At 71.1% G+C, this 18,026-nt stretch carries 14 protein-coding genes; all 14 read right to left on the bottom strand.

Translation table 11 applies throughout. The features are described 5' to 3' along the window. Window positions 1-68: 68 nt before the first annotated feature. A complete protein-coding gene (locus GA0111570_RS08680; RefSeq protein WP_092609380.1) occupies window positions 69-1,538 on the bottom strand; it encodes a glutamate synthase subunit beta in 1,470 nt (489 codons plus the stop codon). After that, complete coding sequence (gene gltB, locus GA0111570_RS08685; protein ID WP_092609383.1) at window positions 1,531-6,066, bottom strand: glutamate synthase large subunit; 4,536 nt, start codon at window positions 6,064-6,066, stop codon at window positions 1,531-1,533. The genes GA0111570_RS08680 and gltB overlap by 8 nt, the downstream gene beginning before the upstream one ends. Window positions 6,067-6,407: 341 nt before the next feature. Next, on the bottom strand, window positions 6,408-7,088 hold the full coding sequence (locus GA0111570_RS08690) for an SDR family NAD(P)-dependent oxidoreductase (RefSeq protein ID WP_092609385.1): 681 nt from the start codon (window positions 7,086-7,088) through the stop codon (window positions 6,408-6,410). 251 nt (window positions 7,089-7,339) lie between these two features. Further along, the gene (locus tag GA0111570_RS08695) at window positions 7,340-8,134 is read right to left on the bottom strand and encodes a hypothetical protein (protein ID WP_092609388.1); all 795 of its coding nucleotides are present in this window, start codon (window positions 8,132-8,134) and stop codon (window positions 7,340-7,342) included. Next, window positions 8,131-9,036: a prolipoprotein diacylglyceryl transferase gene (gene lgt, locus GA0111570_RS08700; RefSeq protein WP_245703090.1), complete on the bottom strand. Its 906-nt coding sequence runs from the start codon at window positions 9,034-9,036 to the stop codon at window positions 8,131-8,133. Before lgt ends, GA0111570_RS08695 begins: the two co-directional genes overlap by 4 nt. 63 nt (window positions 9,037-9,099) lie before the next feature. After that, window positions 9,100-9,930 carry a tryptophan synthase subunit alpha gene (trpA, locus tag GA0111570_RS08705; protein ID WP_092609391.1) on the bottom strand — a complete coding sequence of 277 codons (831 nt, stop codon included), beginning with the start codon at window positions 9,928-9,930 and terminating at the stop codon, window positions 9,100-9,102. A 1-nt stretch (window position 9,931) separates the two neighbouring features. Next, window positions 9,932-11,215: a tryptophan synthase subunit beta gene (trpB, locus tag GA0111570_RS08710; protein ID WP_092610187.1), complete on the bottom strand. Its 1,284-nt coding sequence runs from the start codon at window positions 11,213-11,215 to the stop codon at window positions 9,932-9,934. A 46-nt stretch (window positions 11,216-11,261) separates the two neighbouring features. Further along, window positions 11,262-12,047 carry an indole-3-glycerol phosphate synthase TrpC gene (gene trpC / locus GA0111570_RS08715; RefSeq protein WP_092609394.1) on the bottom strand — a complete coding sequence of 262 codons (786 nt, stop codon included), beginning with the start codon at window positions 12,045-12,047 and terminating at the stop codon, window positions 11,262-11,264. Window positions 12,048-12,274: 227 nt separating this feature from the next. After that, entirely contained in the window at window positions 12,275-12,499 is a 225-nt protein-coding gene (locus GA0111570_RS08720) for a hypothetical protein (protein ID WP_092609397.1), read from the bottom strand. Then, a complete protein-coding gene (locus GA0111570_RS08725) occupies window positions 12,496-13,098 on the bottom strand; it encodes a Trp biosynthesis-associated membrane protein (protein WP_175557411.1) in 603 nt (200 codons plus the stop codon). Before GA0111570_RS08725 ends, GA0111570_RS08720 begins: the two co-directional genes overlap by 4 nt. Further along, window positions 13,095-14,612 carry an anthranilate synthase component I gene (locus GA0111570_RS08730; protein WP_092609403.1) on the bottom strand — a complete coding sequence of 506 codons (1,518 nt, stop codon included), beginning with the start codon at window positions 14,610-14,612 and terminating at the stop codon, window positions 13,095-13,097. The genes GA0111570_RS08725 and GA0111570_RS08730 overlap by 4 nt, the downstream gene beginning before the upstream one ends. Beyond that, the gene (gene hisI / locus GA0111570_RS08735) at window positions 14,609-15,013 is read right to left on the bottom strand and encodes a phosphoribosyl-AMP cyclohydrolase (protein WP_092609406.1); all 405 of its coding nucleotides are present in this window, start codon (window positions 15,011-15,013) and stop codon (window positions 14,609-14,611) included. Before hisI ends, GA0111570_RS08730 begins: the two co-directional genes overlap by 4 nt. Further along, window positions 15,010-16,506 carry an Asp-tRNA(Asn)/Glu-tRNA(Gln) amidotransferase subunit GatB gene (gene gatB, locus GA0111570_RS08740; protein WP_092609409.1) on the bottom strand — a complete coding sequence of 499 codons (1,497 nt, stop codon included), beginning with the start codon at window positions 16,504-16,506 and terminating at the stop codon, window positions 15,010-15,012. Before gatB ends, hisI begins: the two co-directional genes overlap by 4 nt. Continuing rightward, window positions 16,503-18,026: an Asp-tRNA(Asn)/Glu-tRNA(Gln) amidotransferase subunit GatA gene (gene gatA / locus GA0111570_RS08745; RefSeq protein WP_092609412.1), complete on the bottom strand. Its 1,524-nt coding sequence runs from the start codon at window positions 18,024-18,026 to the stop codon at window positions 16,503-16,505. The genes gatB and gatA overlap by 4 nt, the downstream gene beginning before the upstream one ends.

Raw genomic sequence — 18,026 nt, forward strand, 5'->3', positions numbered from 1 at the left:
CCCGGTCCCCCTCGCGGGGGGCCGGGGGTCCGTGCCGTACGGGACCGGGTGGCCAGGAGGCCGGCTGGTCAGACGGTCATGGACCGTTCCTGCGGGCCGATCGGGCGGGGCAGCTTGCTGCCACCGCTGAGGAAGGCGTCCACGCCTGCGGCGCAGGAACGTCCCTCGGCGATCGCCCAGACGATCAGCGACTGGCCGCGACCGGCGTCACCGCAGCAGAAGACACCCTCCACGTCGGTCATGTAGGCGTCGTCGCGGGCGAGGTTGCCACGCTGGTCAAGTCCGGCACCCAGCTCGCTGACCAGGGCATCGGTCTCGGGGCCGACGAAGCCCATCGCCAGCACGACCAGGTCGGCGGGGATGACCTTCTCCGAACCCTCGACGGGCGCGAACCCGCGGGCACCGTTGGGCCGGACCTCGACGAACTTCAGCTGCCGGACGTGGCCTTCCTCGTCCCCGATGAACTCGGAGGTGGACGCCTCGAAGATGCGCTCACCGCCCTCCTCCTGGGAGGTGGAGACGCGCCAGACCGCCGGGTAGGTCGGCCACGGCTGGTGCGGCGGACGGTCCTCCCCCGGTGCCGGGAAGATCTCCAGCTGGGTCACCGAGGCGGCCCCCTGGCGGATCGCGGTACCGATGCAGTCCGAGCCCGTGTCGCCGCCGCCGATCACGACCACGTGCTTGCCGGTGGCCAGGATCTGGTTCTCGACCTTCTTGCCGCGGGCGACCCGGTTGGCCTGGGGCAGGTAGTCCATCGCGAAGTGGACCCCGTCCAGCTCGCGCCCGGTGGCGGGCAGGTCGCGCGGCTTCGTCGAGCCGATCGCCACCACGACCGCGTCGTACCGGGAGCGCAGCTCGCTCCAGGTGATGTCCTTGCCGATGGTGACGCCGGTACGGAAGATCGTGCCCTCGTCCTTCATCTGCCGGATCCGCCGGTCCAGGACCGACTTCTCCATCTTGAACTCCGGGATGCCGAAGCGCAGCAGGCCGCCGGGGGCCTCCGAGCGCTCGAACACCGCGACCGTGTGGCCGGCCCGGGTCAGCTGCTGGGCGGCGGCGAGGCCGGACGGACCGGAGCCGACGACGGCCACGGTGTAGCCGGTGTGCCAGTCCGGGGCCTGCGGCTGGATGTAGCGGTCGTCCCAGGCACGCTCGGCGATCGAGACCTCGATGCCCTTGATCGCCACGGGGTCACCGTTGATGCCGACCACGCAGGCGGTCTCGCACGGCGCCGGGCACAACCGGCCGGTGAACTCCGGGAAGTTGTTGGTCGCGTGCAGGCGGTCGGACGCGGCCTCCCAGTCGTCCCGCCAGACCTGGTCGTTCCACTCCGGGATGATGTTGCCCAGCGGGCAGCCCTGGTGGCAGAACGGGATGCCGCAGTCCATGCAGCGGGCGGCCTGGGTCTTGATGATCGGCAGCAGTGCCGCCGCCGGACCACCCGGGTAGACCTCGTTCCAGTCGCGTATGCGCTCGGCAGGGTCGCGGCGCGTGGGGTGCTCGCGCTCGTACTTCATGAAGCCACGGGGATCAGCCACGGGTTGCCTCCATCATCATCGTGGTCGTCGCATCATCGTCGAGGCCCTGGGCCTCGGCCTCGGCGCGGGCTGCCATCACCCGCGCGTAGTCACGGGGCAGCACCTTGGTGAAGCGCTCCCCGATCACCGCATCGACGGCCTCGCCCTCGAGCAGTCGGCCGGCCACCGCCGAACCGGTCTCCTTGGCGTGGCGCTCCAGGAGGTCGCGGACCCGGGCCACGTCGTCGGCATCCAGCGGGTGCGCGTCGACGAGTTCGGTGTTGAGACGGTGGTGGTCCATGTCCAGCACGTAGGCCAGGCCACCGGACATGCCGGCGGCGAAGTTGCGCCCGGTCGGGCCGAGCACCACCACGGTGCCCCCGGTCATGTACTCGCAGCCGTGGTCACCCACGCCCTCGACCACCGCGGTGGCGCCGGAGTTGCGGACGCAGAAGCGCTCGCCGACCTGGCCCCGCAGGTAGATCTCACCGGAGGTGGCACCGTAGCCGATCACGTTGCCCGCGATGATCTCCTGCTCGGCGACGAACGTGGCGTCCGGGTGCGGGCGCACGATCACGCGGCCGCCGGACAGGCCCTTGGCGACGTAGTCGTTCGAGTCGCCGACCAGTCGCAGGGTCATGCCCTTGGGCACGAACGCGCCGAAGCTCTGGCCGCCCGACCCGTCGAACGTGATGTCGATGGTGTCGTCGGGCAGGCCCTTGCCCTCGGTCGCCATGGTGACCTCGTGGCCCATCAGCGTCCCGACCGTACGGTGCACGTTGCGCACCTTGATCGAGGCTGTGACCGGCTCGGGCGTACGACCCTCGCGGGCCGCCTCCAGCACCGGCGCGACCAGGTCCATCAGCTGGACGTCGAGCTGCTTGTCCAGGTCGTGGTCCTGGTCGACCACGTGGCGCCGGGCGGTGTGCTCGGGCACCGACGGCTGGTAGAGGATCGGGCGCAGGTCGAGGCCGGCGGCCTTCCAGTGGTTCTCCGCCACCCGGGTGTCCAGCTGGTCGGAGCGGCCGATCGCCTCCTCGATGGAGCGGAAGCCCAGCTCGGCGAGGATCTCGCGGACCTCCTCGGCGATGTACTCGAAGAACGTCTCGACGAACTCCGGCTTGCCGGTGAACTTCTTGCGCAGCTCGGGGTTCTGGGTGGCGACGCCCACCGGGCAGGTGTCCAGGTGGCAGACGCGCATCATCACGCACCCCTCGACCACCAGCGGGGCGGTGGCGAAGCCGAACTCCTCCGCGCCCAGCAGCGCGGCCACCACGACGTCGCGGCCGGTCTTCATCTGCCCGTCCGCCTGGACGACCACGCGGTCGCGCAGGCCGTTGGCGATCAGCGTCTGCTGCGCCTCGGCCAGACCGAGCTCCCAGGGGGTGCCGGCGTGCTTGAGCGAGGTCAGCGGCGCCGCGCCGGTGCCACCGTCGTGGCCCGAGATCAGCACCACGTCCGCCTTGGCCTTGGCCACGCCGGCCGCGACCGTGCCGACCCCGGACTCGGCCACGAGCTTGACGTGGATCCGGGCCGCCGGGTTGGCGCACTTGAGATCGTGGATCAGCTGCTTGAGGTCCTCGATCGAGTAGATGTCGTGGTGCGGCGGCGGGGAGATCAGGCCGACACCCGGCGTGGAGTGACGGGTCCTGGCGACCCACGGGTACACCTTGGGTCCGGGCAGCTGGCCACCCTCGCCCGGCTTGGCACCCTGGGCCATCTTGATCTGGATGTCCTCGGCGTAGGACAGGTACTCCGAGGTCACGCCGAAGCGGCCGGAGGCCACCTGCTTGATCTTGGAGCGGCGGGCCGGGTCGTGCAGCCGGTCGGCGTCCTCGCCGCCCTCACCGGTGTTCGACTTGCCGCCGATCCGGTTCATCGCGATGGCCAGCGTCTCGTGCGCCTCCTGCGAGATGGAGCCGTACGACATCGCGCCGGTGGCGAACCGCTTGATGATCGACTCGATCGGCTCGACCTCGTCGATGTCGATCGGCTGGCGGTTCTGCCGGAACTTCAGCAGGCCACGCAGCGTCATCAGGCGCTCCGAGCTGTCGTTCACCCGGTTGGTGTACTGCTTGAAGACGTCGTACCGGCGGTTGCGGGTGGAGTGCTGGAGGCGGAAGACCGTCTCCGGGTCGAACAGGTGCTCCTCACCCTCGCGACGCCACTGGTAGTCGCCACCGATCTGCAGCTGGCGGTGGGCCAGCGGGATGCCGTCGATCGGGTAGGCCAGGTCGTGGCCGGCACGGATCTGGAGGTGGATCTCCTCCATCCCGATGCCACCGATCTTGGAGGTGGTGCCGGTGAAGTAGCGGTCGATGATCGCCTGGGACAGGCCGACGGCCTCGAAGATCTGGGCACCGGTGTACGACGCGACGGTGGAGACGCCCATCTTGGACATCACCTTGAGCACGCCCTTGCCCAGGGCCTTCGCCAGGTTGGCGACGGCCTTGTCCGGATCGACGGTGACGAAGGTGCCGGTCCGGGCCAGGTCCTCGGCGGTCTCGAAGGCCAGGTAGGGGTTCACCGCGGCGGCGCCGTACCCGATCAGGGTGGCGACGTGGTGGACCTCGCGGACGTCACCGGCCTCGACCACGATGCCGACCTTGGTGCGGGTCTTCTCCCGGACCAGGTGGTGGTGGATGGCGGCGGTGAACAGCAGCGTCGGGATCGGGGCCCACTCCTGCTTGGCGTGCCGGTCGGACAGCACCAGGATCCGGGCGCCGTCGGCGATCGCCGCGGACGCCTCCTGGCACAGCTCCTCGAGGCGGCGCTCGAGCGCCTCGGTGCCCTGCTCGATCGAGTAGAGGCCACGCAGCACGTACGACTGGTAGCCGGGCAGGTTGCCGTCCTGGTTGATCCGGACGATCTGGGTCAGCTCGTCGTTGTTCAGGATCGGGAACGGCAGCACGATCTGGCGGCACGAGGCGGGGCTCGGCTCGAGCAGGTTCTGCTCGGGGCCGATCGAGTTGAACAGGCTGGTGACCAGTTCCTCGCGGATCGCGTCGAGCGGCGGGTTGGTGACCTGCGCGAAGTGCTGCACGAAGTAGTCGAACATCAGCTTCGGCCGCTTCGAGAGGATCGGGATGGGCGTGTCGGTACCCATCGCGCCGATCGGCTCCGCACCGGAGTTGGCCATCGGAGCGATGATCTTGCGCAGGTCCTCCTCGGAATAGCCGAAGACCTGCTGGCGGCGCGTCACGGAGGCGTGGGTGTGCACGACGTGCTCGCGCTCGGGCAGGTCGGACAGGTTGAGCCGGCCCTGCTCGAGCCACTCCCCGTACGGCGCCTGGCCGGCCAGCCCGCTCTTGATCTCGGCGTCCGGCACGATCCGGTGCTCGGCCAGGTCGGCCAGGAACATCTCGCCCGGCTTGAGCCGACCCTTGGCCTGCAGCTCGTGGTCGGGGATGTCCAGCACGCCGGACTCGGAGGCCAGCACGACCAGCCCGTCCCGAGTGACCCAGTAGCGCCCGGGGCGCAGGCCATTGCGGTCCAGGACCGCACCGATCTGGGTGCCGTCGGTGAAGGTCATGCAGGCAGGGCCGTCCCACGGCTCCATCAGGCAGGCGTGGTACGCGTAGAAGTCGCGGACCTCCTGCGCCATGTCCGGGTTGTTCTCCCAGGCCTCCGGGATCATCATCAGCACCGCGTGCGGCAGGCTGCGACCGGCGAGGTCGAGCAGCTCGACGACCGAGTCGAACGAGGCCGAGTCGGACGCCGTGGGGTCACAGATCGGGAACAGCCGGTCCAGCGAGCCCGGGATCAGGTCGGTGTCCAGCAGCGCCTCACGGGCGCGCATCCAGTTCTTGTTGCCGCGCACGGTGTTGATCTCGCCGTTGTGCGCGACCATCCGGAACGGGTGGGCGAGCTCCCAGGCCGGGAACGTGTTGGTGGAGAAGCGCGAGTGCACCACTGCCAGGGCAGAGGCCATCCGCTCGTCATGCAGTTCGGGGAAGACCTCCTCCAGCTGCGCGGTGGTCAGCATGCCCTTGTAGACCAGGGTGCGGGCCGACAGCGAGGGGAAGTAGACCTTGGCCTCGCGCTCGGCGCGACGGCGCAGGCCGTAGACGCAGCGGTCGACCTCGATGCCGTGCTTGTCGCCGGACGCCGGGGCCACCACGAGGTGCTCCATGTGCGGCATCACGTGCAGGGAGATCGGGCTGAGGGTGTCGGTCACCACGGGGACGGGGCGCCAGCCGATGACGCGCAGGCCCTCCTCGTTGGCGATGTCCTCGATCTGGCGCCGCGCGGCGTTGCGTCGCGGCTCCTTGGCGGGCAGGAAGGCCAGGCCGACGGCGTACGACCCTGCCTCCGGCAGCTCGAAGTCGCAGACCTCGCGCAGGAAGGCGTCAGGGACCTGCATCAGGATCCCCGCGCCGTCGCCGGCGGCCACGTCAGCGCCGGTGGCGCCACGGTGGTCGAGGTTGCGGAGGGCTTCCAACCCCTGCTCGACGATCCGGTGGGACGGGTCACCGCTGAGCGTGGCGACGAACGCCACGCCACAGGCATCGTGCTCGTACATCGGGTCGTAGAGACCCTCACGGGCCATGCTCTCTCGTGTCTGGAGCGCACTGTCAGGAGCCACTTCTCTCCCCTCGGACAGGCCACGTCGTCACCTCTGCGGTGAGAACGGGCGATGAGTCGGTACGCCGGGACCGGACCTCACCAGGGAGGGGGTCCGGCAGCGCAACGCGCGGATGCGGAGCCAGCCGTCGGCGCCGTTGCACGACGACAGACTTCCAATCCGCCATTTTTCAGCATCGGCGGTCGACAAGTAAAGGCCGGGAACCACGGCGTTACATGATTGTGCACACATGTAACACGATCGTCACGGTCAGGTCTCAGGCAGGCCTCAGTGGATCCTCAGTTTGTCCCGGAGCGCGTGTGTGATCAGAGCGCTACCACCCCGCGCACCCGGTGGCCGACGGCGATCGACTCGCCCGAGATCGCTCCTGCTCGAGGCGACACGAGAAAGGCGATGAGGTCCGCGATCTGTTCGGGGCTCGACTCGCCTCCACGGCCCGGCGCCACGTCAGAGGATGGCGAGGCGGAGACAGTCCCGGGATTGACCGTGTTCACGGTGACGCCGGACCCGGCCACGCTGTCGGCCAGATTCTTGGCGGCGACGATGAGGGCGGCATTGCGGACCGAACCGGTCACATTGCCCGTGAGGTACGCGTTCTGGCCGCTCACTCCGACGATTCGCCCATAGCCCGCCCCGGTCATGATCGGCAGCGCCGCGTTCGCCAGACGAAGGAAGGACATCGCCTTCGCCTCGACCGCGGACAGGACCTGGTCCGGGTCGGCATTGCGGGACGCATCGAGGGTCTGGGCGCTCGGGGCAGCCGCGACCACCAAAACGTCGAGACGGCCGTACTGCTCGAGCACGTGGTCCAGCGCCTCCCTCACCGCGTTCGGGTCACCCGCGTCGAGGACCATGCCGTCCTCGACATGGCGAGACGCGGCGATGGCCAGGGCCCCTTCCGCCCGGAGCCGCGCGACGACTGCCCGCCCGATGAACCCCGTGCCGCCCACGACGAGGGCCACGCGATCGCGTAGTTCAAGATCCATGCGAAGGAGCCTAGCTGAGCAGGTACTCGGTTGTGCCGCCCCACTGCTGGGATCACCGGACTGCCGTCCGGCACAGGGAAACACCCACCGCGGCGCCCGGACAGGCGGTGGGCGGCCTCCGCTGACGTCACGGGCGCGTCATCAAGGGGCCGGATCCCGAGGACCCCAGGGGCAACCGCGCATGGCGTGGGAAAGGCCCTGGCCAACGCCTTATCGAGGCCGGCGACCTCATCCGGTGCGAAGGCCGCCACTCAGCCGTACGGGGCCATCCCCCGGCCCTCCCGCGAGCGGGCGTACGCCCAGATGGCGCCGGCTCCCGCGAGCACACCGGTGGTGGCCAGTACCACCGCCCCGTGCCAGGCCCCGGTCTCCTCGGGCAGCAGCAGGTAGAGGGCGACCATCAGTCCCCACTGGAACAGCGAGGCCACGACGAGCTGGCCGTGGCGCATCTCCTCCAGCACGCTGGCCAGCAGCACCGACCAGCCGATCGTGGTCACCACCGCGAGGATGCCCAGCCCCGGGCCGAAGCGCCAGGTCGACGCGGTGAGCAGGCCCCAGACCAGGCCGGTGCCGACCGCGGCGGCGATCCACCCGTACGTCGCGCGCAGGGTCGGCCGGACGATGCCACGCCAGGCCGATTCCTGGGCCACTGCCAGTGGGAGGTACAGCCCGAGCCGGGCGATGAACGGCAGCCCGGCATCGGGGTCGATCCGGGGCACGGACAGCCAGCCGAGCAGCAGGCAGAGCTGGTTCCAGGCGACGAGCAGGCCGATGACCAGCAGCAGGGCGACCAGGCCGCGGCGCAGCACTCGGGCATCGACGTGCGCGTCGAACTGCGTGCGCAGTCCGGGCAACCGTCGCCGCAGCGCCAGGACGAGGCCGACCCCCAGCGCCGGGGCGAGGGTGGAGGCCGACAGCAGGCCGGCGTCGCGCAGGGCCCAGCCGACCAGGACCTGCTCGAGGGCGACGACGACCGCCACGGGAAGTGCCAGCACCCCCACCACGGCCCAGGCCTGCCGCCGCCCAGCGGCCGCCGGCCCGGTCATGCCTCGACGACCTCCCTGCGCCCGTCCGGGTCGACGGCCTCCGGGGCCTCGCGGTCCCGGTGGCGCAGCCGCACCAGCACCAGGGCCACCAGGGCGGCGACGAAGACGATCACGGAGACGTACTCGTTGATCCGCCACGTGCCGATCGTGTTCGCCTTGTCGATCCGCAGGCCCTCGACCCAGAACCGGCCGAAGGTGTAGAGCACCACGTAGAGCAGGAAGACCTGGCCGTGGCCGAGGCGCAGGCGCCGGTCGACGAGGACCAGGACCAGGGCCACCAGCAGGACCCACAGCAGCTCGTAGAGGAAGGTGGGGTGGAAGGTCGCGTACTGCTCGTACCCGGCGGGGCGATGGGCCGGGTCGATCTCCAGGGCCCACGGCAGGGTGCTCGGACGTCCGAAGAGCTCCTGGTTGAACCAGTTGCCGAGCCGCCCGATGCCCTGGGCGATGGCCAGGCCGGGGGCGAGGCTATCGGCCATGGCGGCGAAGGAGGCACCCTTGCGGCGGCAGACCAGCCAGATGCCGAGGGCACCGGCGGCGACCGCCCCCCAGATGCCCAGGCCGCCGTTCCAGATGTAGAGCGCTTCGACCGGGTGCTTGCCGGGACCGAAGTAGAGCTGGTGGTCGGTGATCACGTGGTAGAGCCGGGCGCCGATGATCCCCAGGGGGATCGCCACCAGCAGGGCCGTCTCCAAGGTGTCCTGGGTACCGCCGCGGGCCCGCCAGCGGCGGGACCCGACCACCCAGGCCACGCCGATGCCGACCAGGATGCACAGGGCGTAGGCGCGGATCGGGATGGTCAGGTCCCCGAAGGGCAGCGGAACGTACCACACCCCTTGCGGGGGGCTGGGGATCGACAGGGGTGCGAGCACCCCGGGGATCATCTCCGGGGGGAGGATCATCTGGCCGCCTTTCGGTTCGTCGGGCCACCGTCACTCTAGCCAGTGGCACCGACGTCCGATCGTTCAGCGGGCCGCGCGGACACCCCTGGCCAGGTCGAGCGACAGGGCCCGCAGGGCGGCCAGGTCCTCCGGGTGGCCGGCGTCGTCGGCCTCGATCAGGGTCCGGACCAGGGCCGAGCCGACGATGACGGCGTCCGCGTACGCCCCTATCTCGGCGGCCTGGGCACCGTCGGAGACCCCGATGCCGATCCCGATCCGAGTCTCGGGCGAGATCCGGCGGATCCGCTCGGTCAGCACCCGGCCGGCGTCCGAGGTGGTCTCCCGGGCACCGGTGACGCCCATCACCGCGGTGGCGTACAGCCAGCCGCGACCGGCGCCGGCGGTGAGCGCGATCCGGTCGTCGGTCGAGGAGGGGGCGACCAGGTAGATCCGGTCCACACCGTGCTCGTCGGTCGCCGGGGTCCACTCGTCCGCCTCGTCGGGGGTGAGGTCGGGGGTGATCACCCCGGCTCCCCCGGCGTTGGCGAAGTCACGGGCGAAGGCGTCGCAGCCGTACTGCTCGATCAGGTTCCAGTACGACATCACGCACGGGGTGGCGCCGGCGGCGGCGACGGCCTCGGTGGCCGCGAGCACGTCGCGGACCCGGACGCCCCGCTCCAGCGCCCGGGTGGCGGCACGCTGGATGGTCACCCCGTCCATCATCGGGTCGGAGTACGGGATGCCGATCTCGACGATGTCGGCACCGGGGCCGTCCCCGGGGCTCACCAGGGCTCGCATCGCGTCCAGTGAGCCGGGAACGCTCGGGTAGCCGACGGGGAGGTAGCCGATGAAGACGGAGCGGCCCTCGGCGGCGGCACGGTCGAAGACCGGGGTGCAATTGCCTGGTGCTGTCATCTCAGATCTCCTCGGGCCGGGGCTCGGCATGGGCGGTGACGTCCTCGGGCAGTTCGACCGGGTCGCCGCCCATCGTCTGGTCGACCTCGCCGGTCAGCCCGAACCAGCGGATGGCCGTACGTACGTCCTTGTCGCCGCGACCGGACAGGGTGACCATGATCAGCGGCCGGGCCTGCGGGTCGGTCTCGGCGATCCGGCGGCCCAGGCGCATCGCGCCCGCGATCGCGTGCGCCGACTCGATCGCCGGCATCAGGCCCTCGGTCTGGGTGAGGAGCTGGAAGGCCTCCATCGCCTCGGCGTCGGTGACCGGCTCGTACGTCGCCCGGCCGCTGTCGTGCAGGTAGGAGTGCTCGGGGCCGACGCCCGGGTAGTCCAGCCCGGCGGAGATCGAGTGCGACTCCTCGGTCTGGCCGTCCTCGTCCTGCAGCAGGTAGGTACGGGTGCCGTGCAGCACCCCGACGCTGCCGCCGGTGATGGACGCCGCGTGCCGGCCGGTCTCGACCCCGTCGCCGCCGGCCTCGAAGCCGTACAGGGCGACCGAGTCGTCGGGGATGAAGTCGGCGAAGGAGCCGAGCGCGTTCGAGCCGCCGCCCACGCAGGCGCAGACCGCGTCGGGCAGCTGCCCGTACGTGTCCAGGAACTGCTGGCGGGCCTCGGTGGAGATCACCCGCTGGAACTCGCGGACGACCTTCGGGAACGGGTGCGGGCCGGCGACGGTGCCGATCAGGTAGTGCGTGGTGTCGACGGTGGCGACCCACTCGCGCATCGCCTCGTTCATCGCGTCCTTCAGCGTCGCGGAGCCGGACTCCACGGCGATCACCTCGGCACCGAGCAGCTGCATCCGGGCGACGTTCAGGGCCTGCCGGTCGGTGTCGACCTTGCCCATGTAGACCCGGCACTCCAGCCCGAACAGGGCGGCCGCAGTCGCCGTCGCCACGCCGTGCTGGCCGGCGCCGGTCTCCGCGATGACGCGCTTCTTGCCCATCCGCTTGGTCAGCAGGGCCTGGCCGAGCACATTGTTGATCTTGTGCGACCCGGTGTGGTTGAGGTCCTCGCGCTTGAACACGATGCGGGCGTTGCCGCAGTGCTCGGAGAAGCGCTTCGCCTCGGTGAGCGGGGTGGGACGGCCCGCGTAGTTGACCCGCAGCGAGTCCAGTTCGGCGACGAAGTCAGGATCGATGACGGCCTTCTCGTAGGCCTCCTCGAGCTCGGCCAGCGCCGCGTAGAGCGCCTCCGGCACGAACTTGCCGCCGAGGCGGTCGAAGTGGCCGCGGGCGTCGGGCATCGAGCGCCCGTCCCACGGCTTCTGGCCGGCGATGTTGCGGACGTTCTCAGCCACGGACTGCCTCCTTCATGGCACGCACCCCGGCGACGGGATCGCCGCCGGTGACGAGGGCCTCGCCGATCAGCGCCACGTCGGCGCCCGCCTCGGCAAAGGCCCGGACATCCTCGGGTGTCCGTACCCCGGACTCGGCGACCAGGACCGTCCCCTCCGGGACGAGCGGGGCCAGCCGGGCGAAGGTACGGATGTCGACCTCGAGGGTGTTGAGGTTGCGGTTGTTGACGCCGACCAGGACGGCGCCGGCATCGGCGGCGCGGCGCACCTCGTCGGCGGTGTGGGTCTCGACCAGCGGGGTGAGGCCGAGGTCGAGCGCGGTGGCGTGCAGGGCTGCCAGCTCGGCGTCGGACAGCGAGGCGACGATCAGCAGGGCGAGGTCGGCGCCGACGGCCCGGGCCTCGTACAGCTGGTAGGCGTCGGTGATGAAGTCCTTGCGCAGGACCGGCACGTCGACCCGGGCGCGGACGGCGGCCAGGTCGTCCAGCGAGCCGCCGAAGCGGTGCTTCTCGGTCAGCACCGAGATCGCGTCGGCGCCGCCGTGGGCGTATGCCTCGGCCAAGGCCGCAGGGTCGGCGATCTCGGCGAGGGCGCCCTTGGAGGGGCTGGACCGCTTCACCTCGGCGATGATCGCGATCCCGGGGGCGCGGAAGGCCGGCAGCGGGTCGCGGGTGGCGGGCAGGGCAGCGATCCGGCGCACCAGTTCGTCCTGCCCGACGAGCGCGCGGCGCTCCTCCATGTCGGCGCGTGCACCGGCGTTCAGCTCATCGAGGACACCCATCGGCCTCTCCCTTCCTGGTTCCACTTCGGTTGTACCCGTGCCGACCCGAACGGCGGCCGACCGGTCCTGCCGGTGGCTCGCCATCCGTCGTCGTGCTGCTCTTCGTGCTGTTCATTGTCGTGCCGGCCTGCAGCACGCCAGGCGCCGTGAGACGCCACGGGCGCCACGGACCAGTGGTCCGGGCGCCCGGGAACGTCTACCGGGCGCGGGGCCCGGACGTCGCGTCTTCAGACGTTGTCGCGGCCCATTCCACGCAGGACGGCCCAGACGATCCACGCCACCAGGGCGAGGACGCCGGCGACGATCAGCAGGGAGATCTTGGGGCTGGGGATCATCGCGACGACGCCGACGATGGTGGCGATCATGAAGATCACCGCGAAGGCCATGGCGGCCGGGGACTTGCCGTGGTGGTACTTCTCCTCGGGAGCGTGCCCGATGGCGCTGTGACTCATCTCTGACTCTTCCTGTCCTGTTTCTCGACCTGCTCAGGCGAGGCTATCGCAGATTGGTCGGTGGGGTCGACGCCCGCGTCGAGTGCTTTCCAGATCGCCGTCGGATCCTCCAGGTCGACCGCCACCGGGCCGCGCTCGAACCGGGAGCGCCGGCTGCCCCAGCGCGGGGCCAGCACCACCAACAGCACGCCACCGACCGCCACCAGCACGCCACCGGCCGCGTACGCCCAGGGCCACGGCGTGGCCTCCAGCGTGCCGTCCACCGACAGGCTGAACGAGCGGAGCGCCTGCTGCACCACGTCCTGCGACGGGCGCGGCCGGGCGGCCCCGACCCAGACCATGCCGCTCCCGGCCAGGGCCAGCACCGCGCCGAGCACCTGGCGCCCACGAGCGGCCAGGGTGAGCGAGAGCAGGACCCCGGCGACTGTCACGACGGCCAGGGCCTGGGTGAGGCTGCCACTGGACAGGTTCCCGCTGACCGGTCCGCGCCCCTCGGCGACGACGGCGTTCCACCACGGCTGGGCGCCGGTGACGAACGCCACCAGGGCGCCGAGGGCCAGGGTGGCGTAGGCCAGCAGGCGACCGGTGGCCGCCGTCACCGGGCACTCCCGTCCAGGGTGCGCAACCGCTCGGCGGCGCCGATCGCCCGGACGACCGCCATCGCCTTGTTGCGGCACTCCTGGTTCTCGGTGGCCGGAACGGAGTCGGCGACGATGCCCGCACCGGCCTGGACGTACGCGGTGCCATCCTTGACCAGGGCGGTCCGGATCGCGATCGCGACGTCGGCGTTGCCGGCGAAGTCGAAGTAGCCGATCACTCCCCCGTACACGCCCCGGCGGCTGACCTCCAACTCGTCGATGACCTGCATCGCGCGGACCTTCGGTGCACCGGACAGGGTGCCCGCCGGGAAGCAGGACAGCACGGCCTGGACCGCGTCCACGTCGTCGCGCAGGTGCCCGGTCACGCCGGCCTCCAGGTGCATCACGTGGGAGTAGCGGCGTACCTTCATGAACTCGATCACCTTGACCGTGCCGGGGTCGCTGACCCGGCCCAGGTCGTTGCGGCCCAGGTCGACCAGCATGACGTGCTCGGCGCGCTCCTTCTCGTCGGCCAGCAACTCGGCCTCCAGCGCGACGTCCTCGGCCGCGGTCCGGCCCCGGGGCCGGGTGCCGGCGATCGGGTGGGTGACGGCCTCGCGGTCGGTGACGGTGACCAGGGCCTCCGGGCTGGACCCGACGATGTCGAAGCCGTCCAGCCGCAGCAGGTACAGGTAGGGGCTCGGGTTGATCCGGCGCAGCACCCGGTAGATGTCGAGCGGGTCGGCCTGCGTACGGATGTCGAAGCGCTGGGAGACGACGATCTGGAAGGCCTCGCCGGCCCGGATCTCCTCCACCGCGGCGTGCACCGCGGCCTCGAACTCCTCCGGCGTACGCTGCTCGACCACTGCCGGCTCGGCGACGCCGTCGTCGACCACGCGGGCCAGAGCCTCCCCGGGCTCGGCCAGCCGGCGGACCATCTCCTCGATCCGGGTGACCGCATCGGCGTACGCCTCGTCGACCCGCTCGTCGGTGGCGTCGTGGTTGATCGCGTTGGCGACCAGCCACAGCTCGCCGTTGTGGTGGTCCATCACGGCCAGGTCGGTGCCGAGCATCATCACCAGCTCGGGGACCTGCAGGTCGTCGACGTTCTCGTCGGGCAGCAGCTCCAGCCGGCGGACGATGTCGTAGCCCAGGTAGCCGACGAACCCGCTGACGAAGGGCGGCAGTCCCTCGGGACGCTCGGTCCGCAGCACCTGCAGCGAGGACCGGAGCACCTCGATCGGGTCCCCCTGCGTCGGCAGCCCGACCGGCGGGGTGCCGGTCCAGTGGGCCGTCCCGTCGCGCTCGGTGAGCGTCGCCCCGCTGCGTACGCCGATGATCGACCAGCGCGAGAACACGCCGTCCTCGGCGGACTCGAACAGGTAGGTGTGCGGCGCGTTGCGGGCCAGCCGGGCGTACAGGCCGACCGGGGTCTCGGCGTCGACGATGACCTTGGTCCAGACCGGGATCACCCGGGTGTCCCGGGCCAGCTCGCGGAACCCCTCGGCGGTGGGGGTGATGGTGGGCCGGCTCATCGCCGCTCACCACCCGTACCGTCTGCCCCGGCCAGCGGCAGCAGGTGGGTGTCGAAGCAGGAGGTGGTGCCGAGGTGGCAGGCCGGACCGACCTGGTCGACCTGCAGCAGCAGGGCGTCGCCGTCGCAGTCGAGCTCGACCCGGCGCACCCACTGCTGGTGGCCGCTCTCCTCGCCCTTGACCCACATCCTGGAGCGGCTGCGCGACCAGTAGGTGCCGCGCCCGGTCGCCAGCGTGAGGGCGAGCGCCTCGTCGTTCATCCAGGCCATCATCAGCACCCGCCCGGTGGTCGCGTCCTGGGCGATCGCCGGGACGAGCCCGTCCGGGGTGCGCTTCAGCAGCGCCGCGATGTCGGCGTCGAGGGTGGCCGGGGTCGGTACGGGGCGGTCCTGCTCGGTCATGACAGCTGCTCCAGGATGATCTCGCGGACGCGGCCGGCATCGGCCTGGCCGCGCATCTCCTTCATCACGGCACCGATCAGGGCACCGGCGGCCTGGACGCGCCCGGCCCGGATCTTGTCGGCGACGTCCGGGTTGGCGGCGATGGCCTTCTGCACGGCGTCGCCCAGGGCCCCGTCGTCGGAGACGACGGCCAGTCCGCGCCGGGTGACGACCTCGGCCGGCTCGCCCTCGCCGGCGATGACGCCGTCGAAGACCTGGCGGGCCAGCTTGTCGTTGATCGTGCCGGCCTCCACCAGCGCCTGCACGGCGGCGACCTGGACCGGCGTGACGCCGACCTCGTCCAGGCCGATGCCCGCCTCGTTGGCGCGCCGGGACAGCTCGGCGGTCCACCACTTGCGGGCCGCCGGTGCCGCGCAGCCGGCGGCGACCGTCGCCTCGACCAGGTCGAGGGCGTCGGCGTTGACGACGTCACGCATCTCGGCGTCGCTGAAGGACCACACCTCCTGGAGCCGGTTGCGGCGAAGACCCGGGTTCTCCGGCAGGGTCGCGCGCAGTTCCTCCACCCACTCCCGGGAGGGTGCGATCGGGACCAGGTCGGGCTCGGGGAAGTAGCGGTAGTCCTCCGCCTCCTCCTTGGAGCGGCCGAAGGAGGTCTCGCCGATGTGCTCCAGCCAGTTGCGGGTGCACTGCTGGATGGTGCCGCCCCCGGACAGCACGGCCGCCTGGCGCTGGATCTCGTAGCGCACCGCGCTCTCGATCGAGCGGAACGAGTTGATGTTCTTGGTCTCGGTGCGGGTGCCCAGTCGCTCCCGGCCCCACGGCTTGAGGGAGACGTTGGCGTCGCAGCGCAGCGAGCCCTCGTTCATCCGGACGTCGGAGACGCCCAGGGCGCGCATCAGGTCACGGATCGCCTCGACGTACGTACGGGCGATCTCGGGAGCGCGCTCGCCGGCCCCCAGGATCGGCTTGGTGACGATCTCGATCAGCGGCACGCCGGCCCGGTTGTAGTCGATCAGCGAGTAGTCGGCACCGTGCAGGCGACCGGTCGCGCCACCCATGTGGGTGAGCTTGCCGGCGTCCTCCTCCATGTGGGCGCGCTCGATCTCGACCCGGAAGACCTCCCCGTCGGACAGCTCGATGTCGAGGTAGCCGTCGTAGGCGATCGGCTCGTCGTACTGGCTGGTCTGGTAGTCCTTGGGCATGTCGGGGTAGAAGTAGTTCTTCCGCGACATCCGGCACCACTCCGCGATCGAGCAGTTCAGGGCCAGGCCCATCCGGATGGCCGACTCGACGGCCTTGCCGTTGATCGCCGGCATCGACCCGGGCAGGCCGAGGCAGACCGGGCAGGTGTGCGTGTTGGGGGCGGCACCGAACTCGGCCGAGCAGCCGCAGAACATCTTGGACTCGGTGTTCAGCTCGACGTGCACCTCGAGCCCGAGCACCGGCTCGTACGCCGCGAGGGCGTCCTCGTAGGACAGCAGCGGATCACTCATCGGGCAACCTCCGTCGCGGTAGTGGCCGGGGCGGTCAGGTCGGCGACGCGGTCCAGCAGCGGACCGCCCCAGCTGTCCTGCAGGGAGCGCTCCAGCGCGGCACCGACCAGGTAGAGCCGGTCGTCGGCCAGGTGCGGGGCCATCACGTGGAAGCCCAGCGGCAGCCCGTCGGAGGTCAGTCCGGACGGGAAGGACGCGGCGGAGTTGCCGGCCAGGTTGGTCGGGATGGTGCACAGGTCGTTCAGGTACATCGCCATCGGGTCGTCCAGGCGCTCGCCGATCCCGAACGCCGCCGTCGGCGTCGTCGGGGAGACCAGCACGTCTGCCTTGGCGAAGGCTGCGGTGAAGTCCTGCTGGACCAGGGTGCGGACCTTCTGGGCCGAGCCGTAGTAGGCGTCGCGGTAGCCGGCCGACAGGGCGTACGTGCCGATGATGATGCGGCGCTTCACCTCGGCACCGAAGCCGGCCTCGCGCGAGAGCGCCATCACCTGCTCGGTCGACCGGGTGCCGTCGTCGCCGACGCGCAGCCCGTACCGCATCGCGTCGAAGCGGGCCAGGTTGGAGGAGGCCTCGCTGGGCAGGATCAGGTAGTAGGCGGCGAGCGCGTACTCGAAGTTCGGGCAGGACACCTCGACGACCTCGGCGCCGAGGGAGGCGAGCCGCTCCACGGTGGCATGGAAGTTGGCCTCGGCCTCGGGCGCGTAGCCCTCGCCGCCGAGCTCCCTGACCACGCCGATCCGCAGGCCCTTGACGTCGCCGTGGCGGGCCGCCTCGACGACCGCCGGGACGGGGGCGGCCAGCGAGGTCTGGTCCTTGGGGTCGTGGCCGCCGATCACCTCGTGCAGGAGGGCGGTGTCCAGGACCGTACGTGCGCACGGGCCGGGCTGGTCCAGGCTGGAGGCCAGCGCGATCTGGCCGTACCGGGACACGCCGCCGTAGGTCGGCTTGACCCCCACGGTGCCGGTGAAGGCGGCGGGCTGGCGGATCGAACCGCCGGTGTCCGTGCCGATCGCCAGGGGCGCCTCGAAGGCCGCCAGTGCGGCGGCCGAGCCGCCACCGGAGCCGCCGGGGACCCGGGACAGGTCCCAGGGGTTGTACGTCGGGCCGTAAGCGGAGTTCTCGGTGGAGGAGCCCATCGCGAACTCGTCCATGTTGGTCTTGCCGAGGATGACCACGCCGGCCTCGAGCAGCCGGCGGGTGACCGTCGCGTCGTACGGGGGGCGCCAGCCCTCCAGGATCCTCGAGCCGGCAGTGGTCGGCACGCCCCGCTGGGTGAGGACGTCCTTGAGTGCCAGCGGCACGCCGGCCAGCGGGCCGACCTGCTCGCCGGCGGCGATCCGGGCGTCGACGGCGGCGGCCTGGGCCAGCGCACCGTCCTCGTCCACGCTGAGAAAGGCGTGCACCTTGTCGTCGACCGCGCCGATCCGGTCCAGGTGCGCGCGGGTGACCTCGACGCTGGAGACCTCTCCAGCGGCGATCGATGCCGCCAGGTCGGCGGCGGTGGACCTGGTGATGTCCAT

The organism is Raineyella antarctica (assembly GCF_900092135.1).
Classification (GTDB): domain Bacteria; phylum Actinomycetota; class Actinomycetes; order Propionibacteriales; family Propionibacteriaceae; genus Raineyella; species Raineyella antarctica.